The following is a 21,368-nucleotide window of genomic DNA, read 5'->3' as shown; positions in this document are numbered from 1 at the left end:
CGGAACTTCGGAGGAACCATGGCAGTCGCACCGGGCACGAAGAAGGCGCTCATAGCCGTCGGAGCGCTGGCCGGAGTCGGGGCGCTGCTCGTCGGTCTCGGCCACTGGCGGGCCCACGAACTGGTGGCCGGCGACGTCGCGTGGCACGCCGAGGTTGAGCACGGCTCCGACGAGGCGGTCGTCGTACGGGACCGGGTCTACACCTACGACGACGACCGGCTCACTATCCGCGACCTGAGATCCGGCAAGGTTGTGGCCGAGGAGCCCCTGGACGGGATCTGGGCCCATGTCGGGGATGGCGGCCATGTCGCGGCTGGCGGGATCGAGCAGATCGCGATGTACGACCGCGACGGCGATCAGGCGTGGCAGCGGGCCGTGGACGACAACTACCAGCCGATCGCCATCAGCGCCGACGGCGAGCTCGACGCCGTGGTCTGCACGGAGAAGGGGTGCTCCACGGTTCACTTCGATGCCTCGGGACGGGAGACATCGCGAACCCCGCGGCTCTCCCCCGACCTCGCGACGCCCGCATTCATCGGCTACGGCACGTTCGAGGAGAGATCCGTACGCCGGGTCCCGACGATCGCGACCGACATCGACCCAGCGACGCACACCGTCCGCCAGGTGCGCGATGGGAAGCCTCTGGGCAGCCCGATCCAGCTCCTCGACGACCACACCGCGGCCCAGGTCGGCGATCTCCTCGTCGGCGTCTCCCGTCAGAACGGCACCTGCACCTTCACCGCCACCCGGGCCGGCATCCGGGCATGGACGACCAGCACCCCTTGTTCGGACCTCGGATATCCCGCGGTCGACGTGTTCGCCGACCGTATCTACCTCAACGATCCCACCGACGACGGCTACGAGATCGTCACCACCGACCTGGACGGCCGACAAGCCAACAGCTTCAAGATCAGGACCGGGCCGACCGATGAGACGGACCGGATACAGCTGTCGCCGACCCCGGACGCGGTGGTGCTCACCCTGACCGACCAGGTCTCGGCGTACTCCCCCACGACCGGGGAGCGGCTGTGGACCGAGAAGCTGGACCGGACCTCCCACGACGTCCTCGAGAAGTCGACGAAGATCTACCCGGGCATCTTGGTGAGCGGGCCGGTCGTCGATCGCTACGCCAACGGGCCGCAGCCGCTGACGGAACTCGCCGTCGGTCGGGACATGCCCGCTTACAGGCACACCTTCGTCGACGCCGCGTCCGGCGACGAGACCGCGCAGCTCGCGGCTCCGTACGGCTCGCTCCCCTACGGGCTCGACGACGGCCGGGTCCTGATGCTCGGCGATGACGACATCTGGCTCGTCTCCCCCTGAGATAAACCTGTTGCGTACGCCGGTCGCGGTCCTCCACCATGGACCGCGACCGGCGTTCTCGTCCACGAGGCGCCCCTGATCGAGAGGAGCAGACCCATGACTGTGTCCGTCCTGTGCCTGCCCACAGACAAGAACTCTCGTATCAGGAGCACCCGAAGTGACTCAGGAGAACATCTCCGCTGATCCCGCTGTCCCCGATTCTTGGGGCGGGATCGACTCGAAATTCGTCTTCGACTTCCAGGTCTATGAGGACCTGGACGACGGACGACGCTGGTCCACCTGGCTCTCCGTGGAGCCGCTCTCACGTGGACCGGAGCCGCGGCCGGACTGGGTGGTGACCTCTCAGGGCGCCATCGACACCGACCTCGGCATCATCAAGACCGGCAAGGAGGCCGACGCCTTCCTGCTGGTGCGCGCAGACCCGCTGGAGCCGGAACGGGAGGCGGTGATGGTCGCCAAGCGATACCGCGACAGCGACCACCGCACCTTCCACCGGGCCGCGAGCTACACCGAGGGCCGTTCGGTCAAGCGCTCCCGTGACGAGCGCGCGCTGAAGAAGAACTCGACCTTCGGCCGCGAGGTCGCCAAGGCCGAGTGGGCCAACGCCGAGTGGAACGCGCTCGTACGCTGCTGGGAGCTCGGCCTCCCGGTCCCCTATCCGGTGCAGATCGACGGCACCGAGATCCTGATGGAGTGGATCGCGGTCGACGGCGGCAACGGGGAGCTGGAGACGGCGCCGCGGCTCGCCCAGACCCGCCCGGAGCACCACGTCCTGGAGATGTGGTGGGACGGGCTCGTCGAGGCGCTGGCCACGATGGTCCAGGCGGGGCTGGTCCACGGTGACCTCTCGCCCTACAACATCCTGGCGCAGCATGACCGGCTGGTGATCATCGACCTCCCCCAGATCATCGACCTGGTCGGCAACCCCTTGGGTTTCGACTTCCTGCTCCGTGACATCACCAACGTCGCGAAGTGGTTCCAGGCCCGCGGCCTGGAGGTTGACGAGCAGGAGGTCTACGCCGACCTGATGGCCCACGCCTTCTGACCCGCCGAGGCGTCACTCCGGTCGGCCGAGTGGGCACCCCCGGTGCCCACTCGGCCGACGTAGGTGACGGCTCGGCATTAGGGTGACGGCCATGAAGCATCACCGGGGACGCCGCGTCGACATCGAGTCGGTCGAGGAGCTGGACGGACGGGTGGCGGCGGGGGCGGGGAGTCTGCGGGGGTGGCGGCTGCGCGCGCTGGATCTGACCTCGCGGTCCGAGACCCTGCGGGACACCGAGCTTGCCGGGGCGACGTTCCTGGACTGCGCCTTCGCGCCCGGGGACGGCAACTACGCCGAGGACGAGGGCGCGTTGGTGATGCCGGTGATCCCGGAGACGCCGGTCGACGTCCACCGATCGAAGCTCTACACCGCTGAGGAGCTCTACGACGACCCGGTCTACGCCCGGAGCCTGGACGCGAGGGCGTACGCCTGGCGGCAACAGCCGCTCGATGCCGACGACTTGCTCGCGATCACCCTCCACGACCACGCGATCGACACTGCGCTGGAGGAATGGGTCCGCGCGCGCCGCGACGAGGGGACGCGCCTCGTCGGGGTGATGGGCGGGCACGCGCTGCAGCGCGGCGAGGACGGCTACGCGTCCGCTGCCCGCCTCGCTCAACACCTGGCGAGCCGTCACGTGATCGCCACCGGCGGTGGCCCGGGGGCGATGGAGGCGGCCAACCTGGGCGCCTTCCTCGCCGGGGCGTCGAAGAAGGTGCTGGAGGATGCGCTCGAGTCGCTGGCGGCGGTGCCGTCGTTCCGGCCCTCGATCCGTGCGTGGGCACAGGTGGCCCTCGACGTACGCGACCGGGTGGAGGGCACGCCCGGGAGGTCGCTGGGGATCCCGACCTGGCACTACGGGCACGAGCCGCCCAACGTGTTCGCCGGAGCGATCGCGAAGTACTTCCGCAACGCCACCCGCGAGGCAGTGCTGCTGGAGGTCTGCGACGGCGGGATCGTCTTCCTGCCCGGTGCCGGCGGCACCGTGCAGGAGATCTTCCAGGACGCCTGCGAGAACTACTACGCCGACGCGAGCGCGGTCGCGCCGATGGTGCTGGTCGGGCGCAGCTACTGGACCGAGGAGCTGCCGGTCTGGCCGCTCCTGCAGGCTCTCGCCCGCGGTCGCGCGATGGAGGGCCACATCCACCTCGTCGACACGGCCGAGGAGGTCCTCGACGTCATCGCGGCCGACGCGCCCGGATGACGTCGCGGTAGTGGTCGACCAGGGCGGCGTTCACCGCGCCCCAGGACTTGTGCGCGACGCTCTTGCGGGCCTCGCGTCCCATCCGCAGCCGCAGCTGCGGGTCGTTGTGGAGCAGCGCGACGTGGGAACCGAGATCGTCGCGGCTGCCCGGCTCGTAGAAGAACCCGGTGACGCCGTCGGCGACCAGGTCCAGCGGCCCGCCCGATCGCGGCGCGACGACCGGGACCCCGGAGGCGAGCGCCTCCTGGACCGCCTGGCAGAACGTCTCGTGGGAGCCGGTGTGCGCGAACACGTCGAGGGAGGCGTACGCAGCCCCCAGTTCCTCCCCCTGCAGCACGCCCAGGAAGGTCGCGTTCGGGAGCAGCTGGCGCAGCTCGCGCTCCTGCGGTCCGCCACCGACGAGCACGACCTTGTACGCCGGGTTGTGGGCCAGCGCGGTCAGCAGGTGGAGCTCCTTCTCCTGAGCGAGGCGGCCGACGTACCCGACGATGGTCTCCCCACCGGGCGCGAGCTGCGCGCGCAGGTCGTGGTCGATGCGGCTCGGGTGGAAAAGCTCGACGTCGACACCTCGCGGCCACAGCCCGGTGCGCTGTACGCCGAGACCCTCGAGCTGGGTCAGGGCCGACGAGCTCGGCGCCAGGGTGCGGTCGGCCGCCGAGTGCGCCTGACGGGTGAGCATCGCCGCGGCCTGCGGGCCGCCGACCGCCTTGTACTTGTCCCAGAAGCCGACCAGGTCGGTCTGGTAGATCGCCACGCTCGGGATGCCGAGCTCCTTGGCGACCAGCACCGCCTGCCGACCGAGCAGCGCGGGTGAGGCCACGTGGATGACGTCGGGGCTGAACCGGCGCATCACCGCCCGCAGCTTGCGCCGCGTCTCGAGGCCGACGCGGAAGTCCTTGTAGACCCAGAACGTCGCTCCCCTGGTCCGGGTCACCGGGAACCCGGCGTACTCGGTGGGCCCGGTGGGTGCCACGACCTCGACGGTGTGGCCGTCGACCGCGAGATGCTCCAGCACGCGGCGTACGGAGTTCGTCACGCCGTTGACCTGCGGCAGGAACGACTCCGTGACGATGAGGACACGGAGCGGCTCCGAGTTGGCGGCGACCAGCGGGACCCGATCGAGGCTGATGCTCATGTTTCTGATCGTGAGCGCCGTCCGGCAACGCGACCCCCGACTTGGTTGACGCGTCGGTGAACCTCCTGTGGCCAGAACTCCGTGCCGGGCGTCAGGTAGTCCAGGCGGTGTCATCAGCGGAAACGCCGCATGACCCTCAGAGATCTGTCACCGCACCTCGGTCGGCGACAGAAGCCGGACAGCCGGCGTTCCTAGGCTCGCAGGATCGCGATGTGCTGAGACGCGCATCGTGACAAGGGGGACGTACGCGGACCGGTGCACAACCGGGCCCGGTCCGCGTACGTGCTAGTCGGCGGCGGCCAGCTGGCCGCAGGCGCCGTCGATCTCGCGGCCGCGGGTGTCGCGGACGGTGGTGGAGATGCCCTTGGCCTCGAGGCGGCGTACGAACTCTCGCTCGTCGGCCGGGTCGCTCGCGGTCCACTTCGTTCCGGGTGCGGGGTTCAACGGGCAGAACATGAACTGACGTGCACGCTCCGATGCACGAGGTTATCGACCGTGGCGGTAGGGAGTTGGGAATCGACGACTCCTGAGGCATTGGCGTCAGCCCGTGGCCGCGGTTCCGGGAGGTGGCCATGCACGCGGGAATGGAACGTCGAGCGTGTGCTGGTCCACGTGCTCATGGGGCGCTGCGGCGAGGATACGCCCGTCGACTGCGACCGCAGCTCCGCTGCGCAGCATCGAATCTAGGAGTTCGTGGCTGATGTCCTCGGTTGTGCGGTGCAGTAGACGGGCGGCGTCCACGAGCCATGGCTGCCGGTGTAGGTAGGGCTCGACCTCGTCGGTCGTGATGCCGCTACGGATCATCAGGGCGAAGGCGAAGATGCGCCGCGCGCCGTACCAGACGGCACCGTCGGGGTCATCGACGAGGCGCTGGGCCCGGCGCAGGGCATGGTCAAATGCGGCTGGAGTGTCGGCTGGGAGGGGCCCGTGGGCCGTCAGCAGCACCCGCGGGCGTAGGTCGGCCAGCCGAACGAGCGAGGCCACCGCTGCCTTACCCGCATCGGGGCCGTCAGCGGCAAGGCTGACCCAGCCGACGTCGTAGTCAGACAGGGCATCCCCGACGACCAGGAGGCGTTCGTCGGGTTGCCAGAACGCCAGGTGACCGGGGGTGTGCCCCGGGGTGGTGATCACCTCCCAGTCGGCGTTGCCCAGCGTGAGGATGTCGCCGTCCCCAAGGGCCTCGTCCACGTCATATGGCGGAACCGGCTGGTCGAGGTACTCCGCCGCGCAGCATCCAGGATCGCGGCGTTTGAGGGCATCGGAATCGGGTGTGCTTGCGGCGATACCCACACCGCGTTGCTGCAGGAGGGAGTTGCCGCCGACATGGTCGGAGTGCCAGTGGGTGTTGACCACGCGGTGGAGGCGGCCGGTGTGCCGTTCGACCCAGGCCGCGGTCCGGTCGGCGTGACCGACGAAGCCGCTGTCCATCAGCGCCGGTTCGCGTCCGTCAAGGAGTAGGAGGTTGGCGTCGGGGAACGGGCGCTGCTCCCAGTGCACCCAGGTCGGCAGCTCGTGCGGCACCGACTCGTTCGTACTCACCATGATGCCTCGATTCCCTTGAGCTGCTCCCAGTAGCGGCGGTGGGCGTGCTGTGCGTCGGGGCTGGTCATCTCGTCGGGCAGATCGCGATCCTGTGGATCTGAAAGCGCCGCGATGTCGCGCAGTGCAGGGGCCTGGAGAGCGCGTTTGGTGTAGGCGTACTGGGCGAGGCAGTCCTGCGGCGTGAGGTCGGCAATCGCAACGGCGCGCTCGAGCAGGTTGTCGGCGGGGACGAGGTCGTGCACGACGCCCATCGCGTGGACCTGGGTGGAGGTGAACCTGTCCCCGTGCAGACTCAACCGTGCGGCGGTCGGCTCGCCCCAGGCGTACTGGAGCATCCGCAGGTAGACCGCCGGCATCGGAATCCCGATCGGGACCTCGTTGATGCCGAACCGGGATACGTCGTCATCGACGGCGATCCGGTGGTCGCACACCGCTGCGGTGATCAGCCCGCCTGCGAACGCGTGTCCGTTGATGGCAGCGACAGTGGGGCGCCGGTAGGTGAACAGACGCATGTTGGTGGCGCGGTAGTCGCTGAACCATGCCGCCACGGCGTCGCGGTCACCGGCGAAGAGCGGGAAGTGCTCGCCGAGGTCCAGGCCCGCTGAAAATCTGCCAGCGGTTCCGGTCAGCACCACCGGTGAATCCGGATGGTCCTGCTCAAGGGTGTCGAACGCCTCGTGGAGGTCGGCGAAGAAGGCCCGGTTCTGTGCGTTCACCACGTTGGTGTTCATGGTCACCACGGCCACGTGGCCGTGTCGATCGATCGTCCAGGTCATGACGGTCCCTCCGGGGTCCCGATCTTGAAGATGTGGGCAGCATTACCGTGGAGGAACGCCGCCCGGGTCGGCTCGTCCAACTCCAGATCGTCGAGTCCAGACATGCAGTCCGGGGCGGGCCAAGCCGGGTGGTTGGAGCCGAAGAGCACCTTGCGGCGGCCATGGGAGCGTAGGTAGTCGACGAGTTCGCGGGGGTAGCGGGTGGCTTTGTATGCCGAGGTGTCGATGTAGACATTGGGGTATTTCGTGGCCAGCGAGATCATCTCAGCGGTCCATGGTGCGCCGGTGTGGCCACCGACTATGCGCAGGTCAGGGAACTCCAATGCGACGTGGTCGAGGTAGGGAATCGGCCTGCCGGGTTCGGAGGGGCACAGCGGACCGGTGTGCCCAACCTGCGTGCAGAAGGTCAGGTCGAGATCACAGCATGCGGCGTAAAGCGGGTAGTAGCGTCGGTCGTCGGGCGGGAGGTCCCACAGCCAGGGAAGGATCCGCAGGGCCCGAGCGCCATATTCCTCGACGCAGCGACGAAGCTCCACGATGGCCTCCATCGGCCGGCGCAGGTCGACCGAAGCCGCCATGACGAACCGATCGGGGTGGTCACGCACGATCCGCCCGACCTCGTCATTGCTGATCATCGGCCCGGTCGGGCCGTACCATGCGTTCAGGACACCTATGCCGACTCCCGCCTCGTCCATCTTCTCCAGGGTCCACGAGATCGGAACGTCGCCCTCGGGAATGGTGCCCTTGGACCAGCGGCGCAACGAGTCCAGGAACGGCTGCCCCAGCCAGTATCCGGTCGGGTGCTGCATCCAAGCATCGATCACAGCGGTCGTGGATTCCGTCCTGGAGTTCGCCTCAGGCGTGGTTGTCAGGTCCTGCATTGATCACTCCTCCGGCGGTCGCCCATTCAGCGCCCGCGCTTCGTGCTGTGGCACCCAATGTGGCGTAGTCGGTCTGATGTGGGCACCCCCTAAAGAGGATTGCGGCGGGCGCCGGAGGCGGTTCAGATCACCGCTTGTTCGATCAGCAGGGCGGCACCGATGGCCACCATCGCCGCTGCCGAGAACCGGCTGACGGCACGTGCGGCGGAAGGCCGCGCGCGAAGCACCAGCCGCGCACCGGAACCGATGAGCAGGTAGACGACGCCACAGTTGGCGATGTGGACCAGGCCCAGACAGAGGATCTGCACCCCGACCGGCCAGAAGCTGTCTCGGTCGGTGAACTGCGGCAGCAACGCCAAGAACAGCAGGAACACCTTCGGGTTCAGACCACTGACCCCGAACCCTTTCGCCAACACGCCCAACCATGATGCGGCCTCGCTGGCATCGGCCCCAGCGGTCGCGTGTGGCTCGGCGGGATGGAGCCAACCGCGCACGCCCATCCAGATCAGGTAGGCCGCGCCGGCAACCGTGACTCCCGCCAGGACCAACGGGGCGCCGGCAAGAACTGCGGCGATCCCGGCTGCTACCGCCACCGTCGCAAGCAGGTGACCGCCGAGCAGCCCGGCCACCGCAACAGGCACGTTCGAGCGTCGTAAACCAGCGTCGATCACATAGGCCCAGTCCAGTCCGGGCGTGATCACGAAAAGCATCGAAACCACCCAGAACGCAGCCACATGTCCGATATCCACAGCCGGAAGACTAGGTCCAAAGACGCGCAAGGTGTTCCCAACTTTCCCCCGAACGAGGTCTGGTCATGGAAGAATCAACCGCATGGACGACGTAGATAGGAAGATTCTTGCTGAGCTTCAGCAAGACGGCCGGCTCACCGTCACCGAGCTCGCCGAACGAGTCCAGCTCAGCCTCTCCCCCTGCCATCGCCGGGTACGCGGCCTGGAACGCTCCGGCGCGATTGCCGGCTACCGCGCCTACCTCGACCCTCAGGCACTGGGACTCACCTTCGAATCCCTCGTATTCATCACCATGACCGCCGCGGACCGCCTCACCCTCGACGCCTTCGAGAGCGCCGTACGCGAACTCCCGAACGTCCTCGAGGCACAACGACTCTTCGGAGACCCCGACTACCTGCTCCGCGTCATGACCCGCGACCTACCCGCGTTCCAGCAGCTCTACGACGACCACCTCGCGACCCTGCCCGGCGTCCAGCGGCTCACTTCCACTCTGGTGATGAAGACCGTCGCCGAGAACCGACCTCTGCCGCTGGGATGACGCCCGTTCGCGACTCTGCGGTCTGCACACCGTCGTGGGACGGGGCCGCTCGAGCCGCCCGGAGCCGGAGAATCACCGCCGACTGGACGTTCGTCGCACCACCGAGCGGGCGGCGTCCTGACGACTCAGTGTTGTCTACTCGGCGGCAGCGAGCTGGCCGCAGGCGCCGTCGATCTCCCGGCCGCGGGTGTCGCGGACGGTGGTGGAGATGCCCTTGGCCTCGAGGCGGCGTACGAACTCACGCTCGTCGGCCGGGTCGCTCGCGGTCCACTTCGATCCGGGTGTGGGGTTCAACGGGATCAGGTTGACGTGGACCCAGCCCCAGTCGCCGTAGGAGTTGAGGACGTCGGCGAGCAGGTCGGCGCGCCAGGCCTGGTCGTTGATGCCGCGCATCATCGCGTACTCGATGGAGACGCGGCGCTTGGTCACGCGCGCGTAGTTCCAGGCGGCGTCGACGGTCTCCGCGACCGAGAAGCGGGTGTTGATCGGGACGAGCTCGTTGCGCAGCTCGTCGTCGGGGGCGTGCAGCGAGAGGGCGAGGGTGACCGGGATGCCCTCCTCGGTGAGCTGCTTGATCCGCGGCACGAGGCCGACGGTGGAGACGGTCACGTGGCGCGCCGAGAGCCCCAGGCCCTCGGGCGCCGGCGAGGTGAGGCGGCGGACCGCGCCCATCAGCGCCTTGTAGTTGGCCATCGGCTCCCCCATGCCCATGAAGACCACGTTGGAGAGACGACCGGGGCCGCCGGGGATCTCGCCGCTGGCCATCTGCCGGGCAGCGACGACGACCTGGTGGACGATCTCGGCGGTCGACATGTTGCGCTCGAGGCCGCCCTGGCCGGTGGCGCAGAACGGGCAGGCCATGCCGCAGCCGGCCTGGGAGGAGATGCAGACCGTGGCGCGGTCGGTGTAGCGCATCAGCACCGACTCGACCAGGGCGCCGTCGAAGAGCTTCCACAGCGTCTTGACGGTGGTGCCCTTGTCGGCCTCCTGCTGACGGATCGGCGTCATCAGGTCGGGCAGGAACGTGTTGACGAGCTCTTCTCGCTGGTTGGCGGGAAGGTCGGTCATCTGGGCGGGGTCGTCGACCAGCCGCTCGAAGTAGTGCACCGAGAGCTGCTTGGCCCGGAACCCCGGGAGCCCTGCCTCCTTCGCCGCGTCCTGACGGCCGGCCAGGTCGAGGTCGGCGAGGTGGCGCGGCGGCTTTCCGCGGCCCTTGGGCGGCGCCATCACCAGGGGCAGGCGGCGCCCCTCCATCGCGGCGGCCTCGGCCTCAGGGCTGTGCGGGGCCGGTACGTTCGCAGGATCGGGCTCGGTCACTGCTTCATTGTCCCACCGGGGTGCTGCCTACGGCTAAACCTGGATCCGGCCCGCCCGGTCAGCCCGTCTTCAGCAGGATCCAGAAGACCAGCGCGCCGACACCGACCACCACCAGCACGGTCAGGATGATCCCCAGCCAGACGAACTCGGCCAGGCGGCGGGTCTTGCGCGGGATGAGCAGGGCCAGGGGCACCAGCAGGGTCAGCGCCACCCACGGGAACAGCTCCTCGGCCCGCTCCTGACCGAGCACCCATGCCAGCAGGGCGCCCCAGGTGCCGGGCACCAGGATCGCGTACGCCAGGCCGATGTAGAAGCCGACCAGGGCTGCCACGGTCGGGTGCGAGTCGTGCAGCCACGCCCACACGCCGCCGGACCCCGAGGACTCCTCCTCCGGGCCGGGATCTGCCTCGACGTCTGGATCGGAGTCCACGTCGAGGTCCGCGGGACGCTGGTTCACTCGTCAACGGTAACGCCGAACCACGTCATCCTTGGTAAAGAATCGCTGCCGCGACGAACTCGACTCGGCAGGGTCGAGCTCTCAGTGCTCCGCGGCGACGCCGCGCACCTGGATGGGTCGGCCGTGGCGTACGAGGAAGAGCATCAGGCGGGGCCTGGTCAGAAGACGGCGTAGTGAAGGATCAGCCAGACCGGGGCGACGGTCGCCAGGAGGGAGTCGAGGCGGTCCATGATGCCGCCATGACCGGGGATGATCTGGCTCATGTCCTTGAGGCCGAGGTCCCGCTTGATGACCGACTCGACGAGGTCGCCCAGGACGGCCATCACGCAGGCGACCACGCCGAGCGCGACACCGATCCACCAGGACGCGTCGAGCAGCCATACGACCAGACCGACGCCGGTGGCGACGGTGAAGACCACCGATCCGGCGAAACCCTCCCACGACTTCTTCGGGGAGATCACCGGCGCCATCGGGTGCTTGCCGAAGAGGACCCCGGCCACGTAGCCGCCGATGTCGGACATGATCGTGAGCAGGACCCAGACGATGATGCCGCGTACGCCGTCGTCGGAGAGGCCGCCCGAGGTCCAGTCGCCGCCCTCGCCGAGCATGAGCGCGACGAACGAGCCGAGGAACGGCAGGTAGAACAGGGTGAGGACGGAGGCTGCCGAGGTGCGTACGTAGCCGTCCACGCCACGGCGCAGGACCCACAGCATGATCACCAGCGCGGAGACCGCCGTGGCGGTCACCAGCGCGTCGGCGCCGAAGAAATAGGCCGCCAGGACCATCACCGTGCCGCCGATCATCAGCGGCTGCTCGGGGACGTCCATGTCCTTGGCCATCAGGCCCCGGTGGAGCTCCCAGACCGCGGCCACGACGCAGCCGACGACGATCAGCATGAACGCCGTCTTCACGAACATCAGGCTCAGCGCGATGGCAACCAGGAGGACGACGGCGGAGCCGATCGCCGCGGGCAGGTTGCGGCCGGCACGGCCGTAGTCCTTCTTCGGCGGCTCGGAAGCTGACGGAGAAGGAGACGGCGGCGTCTGGCTCACAAGGGATTCCTTCATGCTCAGGTCCTTTTCTGGTCGCGGTCCGACTCGCTTGTGGAACTCGACCCCGTGCGGGTAGATCTCGACCCGCTTCGCGGCTTCGCAAGCTCAGCCGCTGCGCTCGCTCGATCTCTTCGCGTTGTGACCCTGCGACTTCGTCGCAGGGTCACAGGCTCAGACCTCGAGCAGCTCGGCTTCCTTGGACTTGAGCAGCTCGTCGATCGCCTCGGTGTGCTTCTTGGTGAGGCTGTCGAGGCGCTTCTCGGCACCGGTGACGTCGTCCTTGCTGGCCTCGCCGTCCTTCTCGAGCTTCTCGAGACCCTGCTTGGCCTTCTGGCGCACCTGGCGCACCGAGACGCGACCCTGCTCGGCCTTCTCCTTGGCGAGCTTGATGTATTCCTTGCGGCGCTCCTCGGTCAGCTCAGGGAAGACCGCACGCAGGATCTTGCCGTCGTTGGACGGGTTGACACCGAGGTCGGAGTCGCGGATCGCCTTCTCGACGTTGGCCATCGCGCCGATGTCGAAGGGGGCGATGTTGATGATCCGCGGCTCGGGGCTGGTGAACGAGGCGAGCTGCTGGATCGGCGTCGGGGTGCCGTAGTAGTCGACCAGGATCTTGCTGAACATCTGCGGGGTCGCCCGGCCGGCACGAATCGTGGCGAAGTCCTCACGCGTGGAGTCCACCGACTTCACCATCTTGCTGTCGGCCTCGTTGAGGATGTCGTTGATCACCGGATGCTCCTGTGCGCTCGTAAGTGTTGTGGGTGTGGGTGGCGTGTGGGCTCGTGCCGCTCAGCCAGCGGTGACGAGCGTACCGATCTTCTCACCCTGGACGATCCGGTAGACCGCCCCCTCGTCCTCCGCACCGTAGACGACGATCGGCATCTTGTTCTCCATGCAGAGGGCGAACGCGGTGGCGTCGGCGATCTTGAGCTGCTTCTGCAGCGCCTCACCGAAGGTGATCTCATCGTACTTCGTCGCCGTCGGGTCCTTCTTCGGGTCGGCCGTGTAGATCCCGTCGACGCCGTTCTTGGCCATCAGGACCACCTCGGCGTGGACCTCGAGGGCGCGCTGGGCGGCGACGGTGTCGGTGGAGAAATAGGGCATCCCGGAGCCGGCGCCGAAGATCACGACGCGGCCCTTCTCGAGGTGACGCATGGCCTTGCGCGGGATGTAGGGCTCGGCGACCTGGCCCATCGTGATCGCGGTCTGCACGCGGGTGTCGACACCCTCCTTCTCGAGGAAGTCCTGCAGCGCGAGGCAGTTCATGACGGTGCCGAGCATGCCCATGTAGTCGGCGCGGGACCGGTCCATTCCGGCCAGCTGGAGCTCGGCGCCGCGGAAGAAGTTGCCACCGCCGACGACGATCGCGACCTGCACGCCGGAGGCGGCGACAGCGGAGATCTCCTTGGCGATCGAGGCGACCACGATGGGGTCGACCCCGACCTCGCCACCGCCGAAGTTCTCTCCGGACAGCTTGATCAGGATGCGCTGGTAGCGGGTCATGCCGTGGCCTTTCCTGGGGCGACGTCGTGCGGGGTGGTGCGTGCGGGGGTGACGTACGAAAGGGCCGGTCCGATGATCACCATTCGGTTCATCGGACCGGCCCCTTTCGTCGTACGTTGTTGCTCAACCTAACTGATCGCGCGCTGTTCGCGCGGAATCAGGCTCGGTCAGGCGCCGACGTCGAAGCGGGCGAACTGCTTCACCTGCGTGTTGGCGGCGTCGAGGACCTGCTTGACGGACTTCTTCGACTCGAAGACCGACTCCTGGTCGAGCAGGACGATCTCCTTGAAGAACGCCTTGATCCGACCCTCGACGATCTTGGCGACGGCAGCCTCGGGCTTGCCCTCCTCGAGCGTCTTCTTGGTGAGGACGTCCTTCTCGGCGTCGACCACGTCGGCCGGCACCTCGTCGGAGGTGAGGTACTGCGCCTTGAGCGCGGCAGCCTGCTGGGCGGCCTGCTTCGCGGCCGCCTCGTCACCCTCGTAGGCGACCAGGACGCCGAGGCTCGGCGGCAGGTCGGAGGCCTTCTTGTGCAGGTAGACCGTGGTCTCACCCTCGAAGTAGGCAACCTGGCCGAGCTCGATCTTCTCGCCGATGGTGCGGGCGAGTTCCTCGACGGTCTCGCCGACCGTCTTGTCGCCGAGCGAGACGGCCTTGAGGGACTCGAGGTCGTTGGCCTTGTTGGCGTCGGCAGCCTCGGCGATCTGCTGGGCAGCAGCGACGAAGCCCTCGTTCTTGGCAACGAAGTCGGTCTCCGAGAGGAGGCTGACCAGCGCGTTGCCGGACGCGGCCACGAGGCCGGCCGAGGTGGTGCGCTCCGCGGCGCGAGCGGCGGCCTTGGCCGTGCCCTTGACGCGAAGGATCTCGACAGCCTTGTCGAAGTTGCCGTCAGCCTCGTCGAGCGCCTTCTTGCAGTCCATCATGCCGGCCTGGGTCAGCTCACGGAGCTTCTTGACGTCGGCAGCGGTGTAAGCCATGTGTGTCTTCCTCTGACTTGTTAAGTGGCTCTTGGGTGGACGATGAGGCTCAGGCCTCGGCCGGGGCCTCAGGGGTCTCGGCGGGGGTCTCCTCGGCCGGAGCCTCGGTGGTCTCAGCAGCCTCCGCGGCGGGGGCCTCAGCGGCCGGGGTCTCCTCGGCCTTGGCCTCCTCGGCAGCCGGGGTCGCCAGGAGCTCGCGCTCCCACTCGGCCAGCGGCTCCTCGGCGGTGGCGCCCTCGGTGCCCTCGGTCTTGCCACCGGAGCGGGCGATGAGGCCCTCGGCGACGGCGTCGGCGACCACGCGGGTCAGCAGGCCGACCGCGCGGATGGCGTCGTCGTTGCCCGGGATCGGGAAGTCGACCTCGTCGGGGTCGCAGTTGGTGTCCAGGATGCCGACGATCGGGATCCTGAGCTTGCGAGCCTCCTCGACAGCGAGGTGCTCCTTCTTGGTGTCGACGATCCAGACGGCGGAGGGGGTCCGGCCCATCTCGCGGATGCCGCCCAGGGTCTTCTCGAGCTTGTCGCGCTCCCGCTTCATCTGCAGGAGCTCCTTCTTCGTGCGGCCCGAGCCGGCGACGTCGTCGAAGTTGACCTCGTCGAGCTCCTTGAGGCGGTTGATCCGCTGGTGCACGGTCTGGAAGTTGGTGAGCATGCCGCCGAGCCAGCGCTGGTTGACGTAGGGCATGCCGACGCGGGTCGCCTGCTCGGCGATGGCCTCCTGGGCCTGCTTCTTGGTGCCGACGAACATGATCGTCCCGCCCTTGGCCACGGTCTCCTTGATGAAGGCGTAGCTGCGGTCGATGTAGGCCAGCGACTGCTGCAGGTCGATGATGTAGATGCCGTTGCGGTCGGTGAGGATGAACCGCTTCATCTTCGGGTTCCAGCGACGGGTCTGGTGTCCGAAGTGGACGCCGCTCTCGAGGAGCTGGCGCATGGTCACGACTGCCATGATGTTTTTTCTCCTAGGTGGTGGCCCGCGCGTGCACCGCTGGTGGCTCGACCTTGCGTTTCTCGAGGTCGGGCGGGTGTTGGCGCGAGCCGGTCGGTTTTCAGTTTCGCGCCCATCGGTGGTGATGGGCCCTGACGCCTGCGCGCGGTCCGACCTGAGCATGCTGCTCGGGACTGAGGGCCGCGCCCGCGGGCGACCGGTGTCTCGGAGCGAGGCACCGTCGCGGTCTGCTGGCGTGCGAAGTCAGCCCACAGGGGGCTGCCGGTCCAAGACTAGCCGCCGACCGGGTTCTCGGGCCAATCCTCCGTGACCAGCTCCGGCGCGGGCCGATCAGTGTCCACAGGGGTGTCTCGGGACGGGGTTGTCCACAGGACGTACGACGCTCGTTGTGCGGGTCCTCTATCCGGGGTTGTCTGCTCGTCATGACCTCGTACCGCCTCTCCGACCGGGCCCGCGCCCTCGTCGCGGCCCTGTTCCTCGTCGTCCTCATCGCCCCGGCAAGCCCAGCCCTCGGAACGCCACGTGCCGAGGTGGCGCCGTCCGGCGCCGCGCTGGGCGGGGCCGTGGGTCACGGCGAGGGTCCGAGCCCGGTCGGAGAAGCCGAGGAGGTCCCCCGAGGCGTATGGCCGCTGGCACCCCAGCCGGAGGTCGTACGCCGCTTCGACCCGCCAGATGCCCCGTGGGGTTCGGGTCATCGCGGCGTGGACCTGGCCGGGTCTCCAGGCGCGGTCGTACGCGCCGCGATGGCCGGGACGGTCGCCTTCGTCGGACTGATCGCCGGCAAGGCGGTGGTGACTGTCGATCACGGAGCCACGCGGACCACCTATGAGCCGGTCGCGGCCACCGTGGCCGTCGGCGACCCGGTCGCGACCGGAGCGCCGTTGGGCCGGCTCGGTATCGCCGGCTCCCACTGCTTCCCGGCCGCCTGCCTGCACTGGGGCTGGATCCGCAACGCGGACGATGTCTACCTCGACCCTCTGCTGCTCGTCGACGCGCCGGAGCCGGTCCGGCTCCTCCCCCTCTGGCGCAGCGACCCGGTCAGGTAGCCCGACTCACCGAACCGCGTCCGTCCCCAGGGTTTGTAGACGGACAAGACGACGGCGATCGTGAGGGCGGTCAGCGAAACGGCCGGTGGGAACCGAAGGTTGCTGACGTCTCCTGTCAGCTCGCCGGTCGCGGTCAGGACCTCGCCGATGATCCGCACCTGCTCCATGCCCGGCATCAGGACGAAGAGGATCAGCGCCACCAGCACGATATTGACGACCAGCTTCACCGCGACCCACCAGAACCGCACCAGCCCCCACTTGCTCCCCCAGCCGAGCACCGCCCCGGTCGCCAGCACGATCAGCCCCGCCGCGAGCATCGGGCCCGCGAGATAGGTGCCGATCACCTGCAGCGCCAGACCACGGTCGGCGGCGTCGCCTGATCCCGAGCCGACCGCGGCCATGATGCCGACCACCACGTCGATGCCGAGCCAAGCTCCCACCCCGAGGAGATGGAGCACGGGCACTGCCTTGCGTACGCCGGGCCGCAGCCGCGCCGGCCTGTTCGACATCGAGTTCCTGGTCATGCCCTCAGACTGGCCGGGCACCGCCGTCCCGGCGTCCGCGCGACCGCGGTGACTGCGTACGCGATCTGGCGTAGGCCCCGCCGAGTCGGCGATTGTGGCGGCCGAGAATTGAGTTGTGGGCCACGAAAGTCGAGTTCCGCCACCCGCAACCACGGTTTCGGCCACCACAACTGCCGACTCGGGCGACGCGGGTGACGTCTCGGCGGGTCAGGCGCGGGGGTGGGCCTGGCGGTAGGCCTTGCGGAGCCGGTCGCTGCTGACGTGGGTGTAGATCTGGGTGGTGGCCAGGCTCGCGTGGCCGAGGAGCTCTTGGACCGAGCGCAGATCGGCGCCACCCTCGAGGAGATGGGTGGCGGTGCTGTGGCGCAGCCCGTGGGGGCCGAGGTCAGGGGCGCCGGGGACGTCCGCGAGGCGGCGGTGGACGAGGGTGCGTACGGCGCGCTGGTCGAGCCGGCCGCCACGAGCGCCGAGGAACAGGGCCGGGCCCGAGGACTCGGTGACCAGCTGCGGGCGGCCACGGACGACCCACCGGTCGAGCGCCCGCACCGCGGGGCCCCCGAAGGGCACCATCCGCTCCTTGCGACCCTTGCCGAGCACCCGGATGACCCGGCGCTCGTAGTCGACATCGCCCAGGTCGAGGCCGACGAGCTCTCCGACGCGGGCGCCGGTCGCGTAGAGCATCTCGAGCAGGGCGATGTCGCGCATCCCCACCGGCGTGCCGTCCTCGGCCGCGGTGATGGCAGCGGCGATGAGGGACTCGACCTCGTCGGGGCGCAGTACCGGCGGAAGCGTGCGGTGGGCCTTGGGCGAGCCGAGCGCGGCACCGGCATCGACCGGCGCCCGGCCGGTTCGGACCAGCCATCCGCAGAAGACCCGGGCCGCGGTGGCCCTCCGGGCCAGGGTCGTACGTGAGTGGCCGGTCGTCTGCTGCTTGGCCAGCCAGCTGCGCAGCGTGCGCAGGTCGATCGCCTCGGGCTCGGTGCGGCCCATCCGGCCGGCGTGGTCGAGGAGGCTGCGGATGTCGCCCACATAGGCCCGGACCGTGTGGTCGGAGAGGCCGCGTTCGGCGGAGAGGTGTCGCTCGTAGTCCCCGAGCAGCGCGGCGTAGACCTCGGGGAGCTCCGCTTCCGTGGACCCGCCTTCCGGGTCCCCGTCGGGATCAGCGCTCACCGAGCCAGGATAGGTGTTTTGCCCAGTCCTCATGTGCGAGCCGCGCCCGGGGCCAGCTGCCACCCGTCAGGGAACCGCTCGGCAAGACCGAGCGCTTCGAGTCGCGACAGCGCGGTGCCGGCCGTCTTCGGGTGCAGGCAGGCGGATCTCGCGATCGCGAGCTGTGAGGATGGGCTGCCCACCGGCACGGCGTCGAGGACCTGCTTCTCGACAGAGGTGAGCGAGTCGCGGCGGCGTACGGGGCCCCGGGGTTCCTCGGGGACCGCCTCGCCCATGTCGCCGACGAGCTCGCGCACGTCGAGACCGTCGGTCACCAGGACGCCCTTCCCGCTGCGGACCAGCTCGTGAGTGCCGACCGAGGTCATCGCACCCACCTGACCCGGCACCGCCATCACGGGCGTGTTGATGCTGTAGGCCCAGTGTGAGGTGTTGAGGGAGCCGCTGCGCGCTGCGGCCTCGACGACCACGGTGCCCCGCGCGAGGGCCGCGATGATCCTGTTGCGGGAGAGGAATCGATAGCGGGTTACGGGGAACCCGGGCGCGATCTCCGAGATCACCGCTCCGCTCTCGGCGATCGCGTCGATCAGGCGCCGGTGGCGCAGCGGGTAGGGAACGTCGACGCCACCCGCGAGCACGGCGACGGTGCTCCCTGGCGGCCCGGTGAGCGCGCCCCGGTGAGCGGCCGCGTCGATGCCGACCGCTGCCCCGGAGACCGTCACGAAGTCGTTGACCGCGAGATCTGCCGCGATCCGTGCCGCGGCGTCGGCGCCGTAGGCGGTCGCGTCCCGGGACCCGACGATGGCGACCGACCGGTCGAGGTCGCTGAGCAGAAGCGGCCCGCGCACCCACAGACCGAGCGGCGTGCCGGTGCGGTATTGAAGCGGCTCCTGCCCGGCGAGCCGCTGGACCTGAGCGGGCCACTCCTCGTCGCCTGGGATGACGTAGCGGAACCCGGCGTTGGTCGCGCGCTCCAGGTCGCGGTCGGGGTGGATCTGGGCCAACCGCAGCCTCGCTTCGAGGCCGTCGTCGCCGAGCTCGGGATCCTCCTCCGCAAAGCGCTGGTAGACCTCGGTCGCGGTGGATCCCACGATGCAGGTGTCGAGCAGCGGGGTGCCGGGCTCGATCAGCTGGGTCAGCGCGATCCGGGCCAGGCGCTCGCGCTCGAGGTCGGTGAAGGGCGGTGCGACGGGCGCCGCGGTCATGCCGACCTCCCCTCGAACGCCGATACCGTGAGCGAGCCGCCGTTGCGCAGCGCGAGGGCCGTCTCGGTCTCGGTGACCCCCGGCCAGTCGACCCCGGCGAGGTCGGCGACCGTCCACGCGAGGCGATGGACGCGCACCGCGCCGCGACGGGTCAGGGCGCCGGAGAAGATGCGCGAGTCGATGAGCGCTTCGGCCGATGGGGGCAGCGGCCAGTTGTCGCGCAGCGCGATCCCGCTGGCCTGTCCGTTGAGCCGCCAGCCGAAGTCGGCGTAGCGCTCGCGCTGACGGCGCCTGGCAGCGGTGACCCGTTCACGGATGTCGGCGCTGGTCTCCGAGCCCCACGGGTCGTGGTTCTGCTCGGACATCGGCCGCAGCGTACGGATGATGTCGATGCGGTCCGTGATCGGTCCGGAGACCTTCCGCTCGTAGGACTGGCGCTCGTTGGACCGGCAGATGCAACCGTCCTTGGTGACCGAGGCGTCGAAGTTGCCGCACGGGCACGGGTTGGCGGCGAGCACGACCAGGGCCCGCGCCGGCAGCGTCACCGACTCCTCGCCTCGCGACACCGTGATGTCGCCGCTCTCCAGCGGCTCGCGCAGGCACTCGATGACGTCGCTCTTGAACAACGGGAACTCGTCGAGGAAGAGAACGCCGGCGTGGGACAGCGAGACCTGGCCCGGACGGACTCTGCCCGTGCCACCGCCGACGATCCCGGGTTTGGAGGCGTCGTGGTGCGGGGCCGCGAACGGCGGCCGGGTCAGCAGCCCTCGGTCGACGTCGAGCACCCCGGCCAGCGACTGCACCGCCATCACCTCCAATGACTCCTCACGGGAGAGATCGGGCAGGATCGTCGGGATCCGCTCGGCGATCGAGGTCTTCCCGCAGCCCTTCGGTCCCTTGAGCAGCAGGTGGTGTCCGCCGGCGGCCGCGACCTCGACCGCATAGCGGGTCTCGGGCATGCCACGAAGGTCCGACATGTCCATGTCGTCGAGCCTGCGATCACCCCGCCAGCCGAGCAGGCTGCCGCCGGTGCCGGTCGCGACCGGCGGCGCGTCGGGCACCGGCTCGCCGCGCAGCTCGGCGACCACTTGGCCCAGCGACCGGAACCCCAAGATCTCCATCCCTGGCACCATCCGCGCCTCCGCCACCTGCGGCTCCGGCACCACCACCCGAGCGATCCCGGCGTGGGAGGCGGCGAGCACCATCGGGAGCACACCGGAGGTCGGCCGCAGCCCACCGTCGAGCGCCAGCTCACCGATGAAGACCGTGCGTTCCAGCCCGGTCGTCTCGAGCTCGCCACCGGCCGCGAGGATCGCCAACGCCATCGCGAGGTCGTAATGAGACCCGCCCTTCGGCAGGTCGGCCGGTGAGAGCAGCACCGTGATCCGCTTGGTCGCGGGCCATTCGAGGTCTGAGTTGATGATCGCCATCCGCACCCGGTCGCGCCCCTCGGCCAGCACGCTGTCGGCACGCCCGACCAGCGTCACTCCGACCAGACCCGGGGAGACATCGGCCTGCACGTCGACCAGATGACCGACCGCGCCCCGAAGGGCGACGCCATGAGCTCGCGCGTATCCCATCACAGGCCCCTGACGTGATCGACCAGCGCCGAGCCACGGGGCGCGTGCATCACCGCGACGAGATCGATCCGGATCCCCGGAGCGCGCACGTCGTGCTGCTCCAGCCAGGCGATCGCCAACCGCTTGAGCCGGTCGAGCTTGGTCTTGTCGACCGCCTCGTGCGGAGTGCCGCACCCGTCATGGCTGCGGGTCTTGACCTCGCAGACGACGAGGGTGTCACCCTCGCGCAGGACCAGGTCGATCTCCCCGTCCGTGCATCTCCAGTTGCGGTCGAGCACGGTCATGCCCGCCTCGACCAGGTGCCTCTCGGCGACCGATTCGCCGTAGTTTCCCAGCGCGATCCGCGCCGGCGCCGTTGAACTCATCATGGACCTCCTGCCATTCGGCTTCGAGGTCCA

The 21,368-nt window shown here is 69.1% G+C and carries 22 protein-coding genes and 1 pseudogene; 5 read left to right on the top strand and 18 right to left on the bottom strand.

Going from position 1 to position 21,368, the window contains the following annotated elements:
- Positions 1-18: 18 nt before the first annotated feature.
- The 3 genes from BLT25_RS20455 (at position 19) to BLT25_RS20445 (ending at position 3,572) form a co-directional block, all read left to right on the top strand.
- Entirely contained in the window at positions 19-1,323 is a 1,305-nt protein-coding gene (locus BLT25_RS20455; protein ID WP_091049764.1) for a PQQ-binding-like beta-propeller repeat protein, read from the top strand.
- 157 nt (positions 1,324-1,480) lie between these two features.
- Positions 1,481-2,368 carry a serine protein kinase RIO gene (locus BLT25_RS20450; protein ID WP_091049761.1) on the top strand — a complete coding sequence of 296 codons (888 nt, stop codon included), beginning with the start codon at positions 1,481-1,483 and terminating at the stop codon, positions 2,366-2,368.
- 91 nt (positions 2,369-2,459) lie between these two features.
- Complete coding sequence (locus BLT25_RS20445; RefSeq protein ID WP_091049759.1) at positions 2,460-3,572, top strand: LOG family protein; 1,113 nt, start codon at positions 2,460-2,462, stop codon at positions 3,570-3,572.
- Here the strand turns inward: BLT25_RS20445 and BLT25_RS20440 are convergent.
- The 6 genes and pseudogenes from BLT25_RS20440 to BLT25_RS20420 all read right to left on the bottom strand — a co-directional run bounded on the left by BLT25_RS20440 (position 3,547) and on the right by BLT25_RS20420 (position 8,655).
- Positions 3,547-4,707: a glycosyltransferase family 4 protein gene (locus tag BLT25_RS20440; protein WP_091049757.1), complete on the bottom strand. Its 1,161-nt coding sequence runs from the start codon at positions 4,705-4,707 to the stop codon at positions 3,547-3,549. The two genes, BLT25_RS20445 and BLT25_RS20440, sit on opposite strands and share 26 nt — an antisense overlap.
- A 285-nt stretch (positions 4,708-4,992) precedes the next feature.
- A pseudogene (locus BLT25_RS29520) lies at positions 4,993-5,154 on the bottom strand (23S rRNA (adenine(2503)-C(2))-methyltransferase RlmN); the annotation flags it as partial.
- Between the two features lie 93 nt (positions 5,155-5,247).
- A complete protein-coding gene (locus BLT25_RS20435) occupies positions 5,248-6,246 on the bottom strand; it encodes an MBL fold metallo-hydrolase (protein ID WP_218131426.1) in 999 nt (332 codons plus the stop codon).
- Entirely contained in the window at positions 6,243-7,025 is a 783-nt protein-coding gene (locus BLT25_RS20430; protein WP_091049751.1) for an enoyl-CoA hydratase/isomerase family protein, read from the bottom strand. The genes BLT25_RS20435 and BLT25_RS20430 overlap by 4 nt, the downstream gene beginning before the upstream one ends.
- On the bottom strand, positions 7,022-7,906 hold the full coding sequence (locus BLT25_RS20425; RefSeq protein ID WP_091049750.1) for an amidohydrolase family protein: 885 nt from the start codon (positions 7,904-7,906) through the stop codon (positions 7,022-7,024). Before BLT25_RS20425 ends, BLT25_RS20430 begins: the two co-directional genes overlap by 4 nt.
- Positions 7,907-8,028: 122 nt before the next feature.
- On the bottom strand, positions 8,029-8,655 hold the full coding sequence (locus BLT25_RS20420; RefSeq protein ID WP_218131425.1) for a LysE family translocator: 627 nt from the start codon (positions 8,653-8,655) through the stop codon (positions 8,029-8,031).
- A gap of 82 nt (positions 8,656-8,737) precedes the next feature.
- Here BLT25_RS20420 and BLT25_RS20415 point away from each other — a divergent pair, with 82 nt between their 5' ends.
- Entirely contained in the window at positions 8,738-9,193 is a 456-nt protein-coding gene (locus BLT25_RS20415) for an Lrp/AsnC family transcriptional regulator (protein WP_091049747.1), read from the top strand.
- Between the two features lie 135 nt (positions 9,194-9,328).
- Here BLT25_RS20415 and rlmN read toward each other — a convergent pair whose 3' ends face one another.
- The 7 genes from rlmN to rpsB form a co-directional block, all read right to left on the bottom strand.
- The gene (rlmN, locus tag BLT25_RS20410; RefSeq protein ID WP_091050105.1) at positions 9,329-10,447 is read right to left on the bottom strand and encodes a dual-specificity RNA methyltransferase RlmN; all 1,119 of its coding nucleotides are present in this window, start codon (positions 10,445-10,447) and stop codon (positions 9,329-9,331) included.
- Positions 10,448-10,568: 121 nt separating this feature from the next.
- Positions 10,569-10,967 carry a hypothetical protein gene (locus tag BLT25_RS20405; RefSeq protein WP_091049746.1) on the bottom strand — a complete coding sequence of 133 codons (399 nt, stop codon included), beginning with the start codon at positions 10,965-10,967 and terminating at the stop codon, positions 10,569-10,571.
- Positions 10,968-11,125: 158 nt separating this feature from the next.
- On the bottom strand, positions 11,126-12,034 hold the full coding sequence (locus BLT25_RS20400) for a phosphatidate cytidylyltransferase (RefSeq protein WP_091049743.1): 909 nt from the start codon (positions 12,032-12,034) through the stop codon (positions 11,126-11,128).
- Positions 12,035-12,190: 156 nt separating this feature from the next.
- Complete coding sequence (frr, locus tag BLT25_RS20395; RefSeq protein ID WP_218131437.1) at positions 12,191-12,745, bottom strand: ribosome recycling factor; 555 nt, start codon at positions 12,743-12,745, stop codon at positions 12,191-12,193.
- Positions 12,746-12,808: 63 nt separating this feature from the next.
- A complete protein-coding gene (pyrH, locus tag BLT25_RS20390) occupies positions 12,809-13,522 on the bottom strand; it encodes a UMP kinase (RefSeq protein WP_091049739.1) in 714 nt (237 codons plus the stop codon).
- A gap of 167 nt (positions 13,523-13,689) precedes the next feature.
- A complete protein-coding gene (tsf, locus tag BLT25_RS20385) occupies positions 13,690-14,499 on the bottom strand; it encodes a translation elongation factor Ts (RefSeq protein WP_091049737.1) in 810 nt (269 codons plus the stop codon).
- Between the two features lie 49 nt (positions 14,500-14,548).
- Positions 14,549-15,448 (bottom strand): 30S ribosomal protein S2, encoded by a 900-nt coding sequence (rpsB, locus tag BLT25_RS20380; RefSeq protein ID WP_091049735.1) that lies wholly within the window; start codon positions 15,446-15,448, stop codon positions 14,549-14,551.
- Between the two features lie 422 nt (positions 15,449-15,870).
- On the opposite strand from rpsB, the gene BLT25_RS20375 reads away from it, so the two are divergent.
- Positions 15,871-16,494 carry a murein hydrolase activator EnvC family protein gene (locus BLT25_RS20375; RefSeq protein ID WP_091049733.1) on the top strand — a complete coding sequence of 208 codons (624 nt, stop codon included), beginning with the start codon at positions 15,871-15,873 and terminating at the stop codon, positions 16,492-16,494.
- Here BLT25_RS20375 and BLT25_RS20370 read toward each other — a convergent pair.
- The 5 genes from BLT25_RS20370 to BLT25_RS20350 all read right to left on the bottom strand — a co-directional run bounded on the left by BLT25_RS20370 (position 16,413) and on the right by BLT25_RS20350 (position 21,335).
- A complete protein-coding gene (locus BLT25_RS20370; RefSeq protein WP_143033805.1) occupies positions 16,413-17,018 on the bottom strand; it encodes a hypothetical protein in 606 nt (201 codons plus the stop codon). The genes BLT25_RS20375 and BLT25_RS20370 overlap by 82 nt on opposite strands.
- A 207-nt stretch (positions 17,019-17,225) precedes the next feature.
- Positions 17,226-18,188, bottom strand: a complete 963-nt coding sequence (locus BLT25_RS20365; protein WP_091049730.1) for a tyrosine recombinase XerC — start codon at positions 18,186-18,188, stop codon at positions 17,226-17,228.
- A gap of 29 nt (positions 18,189-18,217) precedes the next feature.
- Entirely contained in the window at positions 18,218-19,390 is a 1,173-nt protein-coding gene (gene dprA / locus BLT25_RS20360) for a DNA-processing protein DprA (RefSeq protein ID WP_091049728.1), read from the bottom strand.
- Positions 19,387-20,970 (bottom strand): YifB family Mg chelatase-like AAA ATPase, encoded by a 1,584-nt coding sequence (locus BLT25_RS20355; protein WP_176884100.1) that lies wholly within the window; start codon positions 20,968-20,970, stop codon positions 19,387-19,389. Before BLT25_RS20355 ends, dprA begins: the two co-directional genes overlap by 4 nt.
- Positions 20,970-21,335, bottom strand: a complete 366-nt coding sequence (locus tag BLT25_RS20350; protein WP_091050102.1) for a YraN family protein — start codon at positions 21,333-21,335, stop codon at positions 20,970-20,972. Before BLT25_RS20350 ends, BLT25_RS20355 begins: the two co-directional genes overlap by 1 nt.
- Positions 21,336-21,368 lie beyond the last annotated feature (33 nt).

Origin of the sequence: Nocardioides sp. YR527 (assembly GCF_900101045.1) — a bacterium.
GTDB lineage: Bacteria > Actinomycetota > Actinomycetes > Propionibacteriales > Nocardioidaceae > Nocardioides.
Note: the sequence above shows the minus strand (reverse complement) of the source record. Positions and strands in the feature narration are given on the sequence as shown.